Here is a 4,179-nt window from a genome sequence, read left to right as displayed (position 1 = left end):
ATCCATTCTATTGAAGATGCGATCGCTGTTTTTTATACCTCTGGATTAGATGCTTTAGTCATTGACGATTATTTGATTGAAAAGTGAATTGAATAGTTATTTATGTCAATCACAGAAATAAATACAATAATTAGACGACTACAAAATGAGTTAGTCTTTGCACAACCATTCATCGATTTTATTGGTGAGCAAGTCCTGCTAACTTGCTATATTTTAGAGCGGACAAAAACACAAAATTTATTACCTGCTAATTTGTGGCAAACTTTCCGCAGCAGTTTAATCAAAAATATCAGAGAGCGTTTGCAAGCGATCGCTACTTTATATCCTCCCCCCCCAGATATCCATTGTCACCATATTAATGCCTATGGTGTACCGGCTGATTGGATTAGCGCCCCTGATGTTGATTCTAGTCGCATAATTCTTTATCTCCACGGTGGCGCTTATGTATCTGGTTCTCCCAGCACCCATAAAACCCTGTGTTATTTTCTCTCTCAAGCCACCAATTCCCGTATTCTCTTAATCGAATATCGCCTCGCCCCGGAATATCCTTTCCCCGCAGCTGTTGATGATGGGTTGACTGCTTACAATTGGCTGATTAATGAAGTTAAAGCTAATCCTGCGAAAATAGCGATCGCTGGAGAATCAGCAGGTGCAAGTTTAACAATGGTTACCCTAGCCGCCCTCAAAGAAGCAAAAGTACCCTTACCTGGGGCGGCGGTTTGTCTTTCCCCTTGGGTGGATCTAGAATGCTTGGGTAGTTCTATGGAAACCAAAGCAGCTGTAGATCCAATTTTAAAACCTTGGATGTTGGATTTATTTGCCCAAATGTATCTCAATCACACCAACCCCCGTCATCCTCTCGCTTCTCCACTTTATGCTGATTTATCTGGCTTACCACCACTATTAATTCAGGTAGGAAGCTCAGAAATTTTACTAGATGATGCTCGTAGTCTAGCAAAAAGAGCTAAGGAAGAAGATATAGAGGTAGAACTGCAAATTTGGGACAATATGATTCATATGTGGCATTTTTTCGCCACGGATTTATCCGAAGCACGAGAAGCGATCGCTAGAATTGGTAAATTCATTGCCACTAATTGCCCATAATATCACGTCCGGTTAAAGACTTATCATTAGGACTGCAAGGGTGCAGGGAGCAGGTAAGCCATTGCGGTGGACGGGTTTCCCGGCATAAAGGAGGCAGTGCGGTGGACGGGTTCCCCGCCATAAAGCAACTGCCGTCAAGTGGCGCAACCCGAAGGGGAGCAGGGGGAGAAAGAGTTTTGGCGATTTTTGCATAGATGGCAATATCATAAATAATCAGGCGGACATGATATAATTCCTGATTGGGACTGGCTTTTTCAATAAGATTTATCAAAAATTTGAGTAGAACAAACTGTATTGTGATATTAGAAAATTATCATTAGCAGTGTGTGATTCGATTTTGCAGATATCCTGACTAACGGCACAATTTTGATGACCGAAGAATAAAAGGATACAAGCACCTGACTTTGGTCAGAGGAGCAGGGAGCAGGGGGAGGAAGGTCATTTCCCCTGCTTCTTCTGGTCATATTAAATCTGGCTGCACCGGAATGATAAAAAACCGCAGAGGCTCAGAGGAAAAGAAAAAGAGAGGAAATTTAAATAATTCCGATACAAACGGAAACGATCTCAATCCAAAATCCAAAATCCAAAATCCAAAATTTTATGACCGCCCTCGACAAAAAACTCCTACGTGATTTCCTGCACTGGCGAGGACAAATTATTGCCATTGCTTTAGTAGTAGCTTGTGGAATTGCTAGTTTTGTCTGTATGCAGAGTGCCTATGAATCCCTCAAACTTACCCAATCAACCTACTACCAACAGTATCGCTTTGCCGAGGTATTTGCTCAGTTAAAACGGGCACCTGAATCCTTGAGGGATCAAATAGAGGCAATTCCTGGTGTAGTACAGGTACAGACGCGGGTAGTGGCAGATGTCAACTTGGATATTCAAGGCAGGGAAGAACCGGCAATTGGCAGACTTATATCTATTCCCCCGCGACAAATGCCCATGCTTAATGATCTATATCTGCGTCAGGGACGTTACATTCAAGGGGATAAGGCTGATGAGGTATTAGTTAGTGAGGGCTTTGCCAAAGCTAATAACCTGGATTTGGGCAATACTATCGGTGCAGTAATTAATGGACGTTGGCAAAGGTTGCGAATTGTGGGTATAGCCATGTCTCCGGAGTATGTATATGCCATTCAGGGGGCGGGGGATATATTCCCTGATAATCAACGGTTTGGAATTATTTGGATGGGAAGGGAGGCTTTAGGCACGGCTTTTAATATGGATGGGGCATTCAACGATGTTACCCTGACCTTAATGCCCAATGCTGTGGATGCAGATGTAATTTTTCGCCTGGATCGCCTGTTGACAAGGTATGGTGGTTTGGGTGCATACACCCGCAAAGACCAACTTTCTCATCGCTTTCTCTCCGAAGAAATTACTAGTTTACAAGGGATTGCTACCGTTGCCCCTTCTATCTTCCTGGGAATTGCTGCTTTCTTGTTAAATATGTTACTCTCCCGTTTGATTAGCACCCAACGGGATCAAATTGCTGTGATCAAAGCCTTTGGTTATGGCAATAGAGCGATCGCTTGGCATTATCTGAAGTTTGTATTGATCATTGTATTGGTGGGAGGAAGCCTAGGACTTGCTGTAGGATTGTGGTTTGGCATGGCTGTAACTGAAAACTACACCAATTTTTTCTCTTTCCCCATCCTCCGCTATCAAGCCGGGATGAATCTAATTGTGGCAGCGATCGCTATTAGTGGAGGGGCAGCAATTATCGGTGCTATTACTGCTGTCCGTAAGGCAGTTTCTTTACCTCCAGCAGAAGCCATGCGTCCCGAACCACCTGCCCGATTTCGCCCTACAATCGTGGAAAGAATTGGCTTACAAAAGTTATTTTCCCCTACGGGGCGGATGATTCTGCGTAACTTAGAACGTAAGCCAGTACAAGGATCACTCTCCACCATTGGTATTGCCTTTGCCGTTGCCATCCTGATCATGGGTCACTATTTTGAAGATGCGATGGAATATATGATTGATGTCCAATTTCGTCATATTCAGCGAGAGGATGTGATGATTACATTTAACGAACCCCGCCCCGCCAGGGTGCGCTACGAAGTGGAGCATTTACCCGGTGTACTGAGGACGGAAGTATTCCGTAGTGTGCCAGCTAAGTTACGATTTGAACACCGTAGCTATCGCTTGGGTATAACAGGGATTGAATCGGACGCACAACTCCGTCGTTTATTGGATAGGCAATTACACCCAGTTAATTTACCTCCAGAAGGGGTAATTTTAACCAGGAAACTGGCAGAGATTCTGGAAGTTAAAACAGGAGATACACTGACAGTAGAAGTATTAGAAGGAGCCAGACCAACCCGTACTATTACTGTGGCTGGGTTATTGGATGAATTAGTTGGTGTTTCTGCATATATGGACATCCACGCCCTAAATCGGCTGATGCAAGAAGGGGGAACGGTTTCTGGAGCTTATATCACAGTCGATTCCCTAGAACTAGAACATCTCTATACCTTACTCAAACGCACCCCAGCAGTTACAGGAGTATCCATTCGGGAAAGTGCCATCGATCGCTTTCAAGAAACCATTGCTGCCAGCCTCAATATTTTTACTATAGTATTAGTAATATTTGCTTGTATTATTGCCTTTGGAGTTATTTATAATTCTGCCCGAATTTCCCTTTCCGAAAGAGGACGAGAGCTAGCAACACTGAGAGTAATTGGGTTTAATCAAGCAGAGGTAGCCTTTATCCTCTTGGGAGAACAGGCAGTATTAACCGGGTTAGCCATTCCCCTAGGGGCTGTAATTGGCTTTGGCTTATGTGCCTTAATGTCCCGAACTTATGATTCTGAGCTTTACCGTTTTCCCCTAGTAATTAGCCAAACATCCTATGGATTTGCCTTTATCTTTATTGTGATCGCTGCCATAATTTCTGGATTAATAGTACATCGTCAACTAGTTCATTTGGATTTAATTGGCGTATTGAAGACAAGGGAGTAATATCATGTTCGGTTAAATACTTGTCATTAGGACTGCAAGGGGGCAGGGGGCAGGAAGCAGGGGGAGAAAGAGCTTGGGTGATTTTTGCATGGATGGCTATATCATAAG

At 43.6% G+C, this 4,179-nt stretch carries 2 protein-coding genes; both read left to right on the top strand.

Annotated elements, in window-relative coordinates; translation table 11 throughout:
* The first annotated feature begins 102 nt into the window (after positions 1-102).
* On the top strand, positions 103-1,104 hold the full coding sequence (locus CALSC_RS25255) for an alpha/beta hydrolase (RefSeq protein WP_088243934.1): 1,002 nt from the start codon (positions 103-105) through the stop codon (positions 1,102-1,104).
* A 600-nt stretch (positions 1,105-1,704) separates the two neighbouring features.
* Positions 1,705-4,071 carry an ABC transporter permease gene (locus CALSC_RS25250; RefSeq protein ID WP_088243933.1) on the top strand — a complete coding sequence of 789 codons (2,367 nt, stop codon included), beginning with the start codon at positions 1,705-1,707 and terminating at the stop codon, positions 4,069-4,071.
* Positions 4,072-4,179: the final 108 nt, after the last annotated feature.

The sequence above is a fragment of the Calothrix rhizosoleniae SC01 genome, from assembly GCF_900185595.1.
Classification (GTDB): domain Bacteria; phylum Cyanobacteriota; class Cyanobacteriia; order Cyanobacteriales; family Nostocaceae; genus Calothrix_A; species Calothrix_A rhizosoleniae.
The sequence above is the reverse complement of the archived record's forward strand: the minus strand, read 5'-3'. Positions and strand labels throughout refer to the sequence as shown.

Excerpts from the sequence above, each read along its gene's own strand:
- CALSC_RS25255 (WP_088243934.1), top strand. The coding sequence starts at position 103 with ATGTCAATCACAGAAATAAATACAATAATTAGACGACTACAAAATGAG.
- CALSC_RS25250 (WP_088243933.1), top strand. The coding sequence starts at position 1,705 with ATGACCGCCCTCGACAAAAAACTCCTACGTGATTTCCTGCACTGGCGA.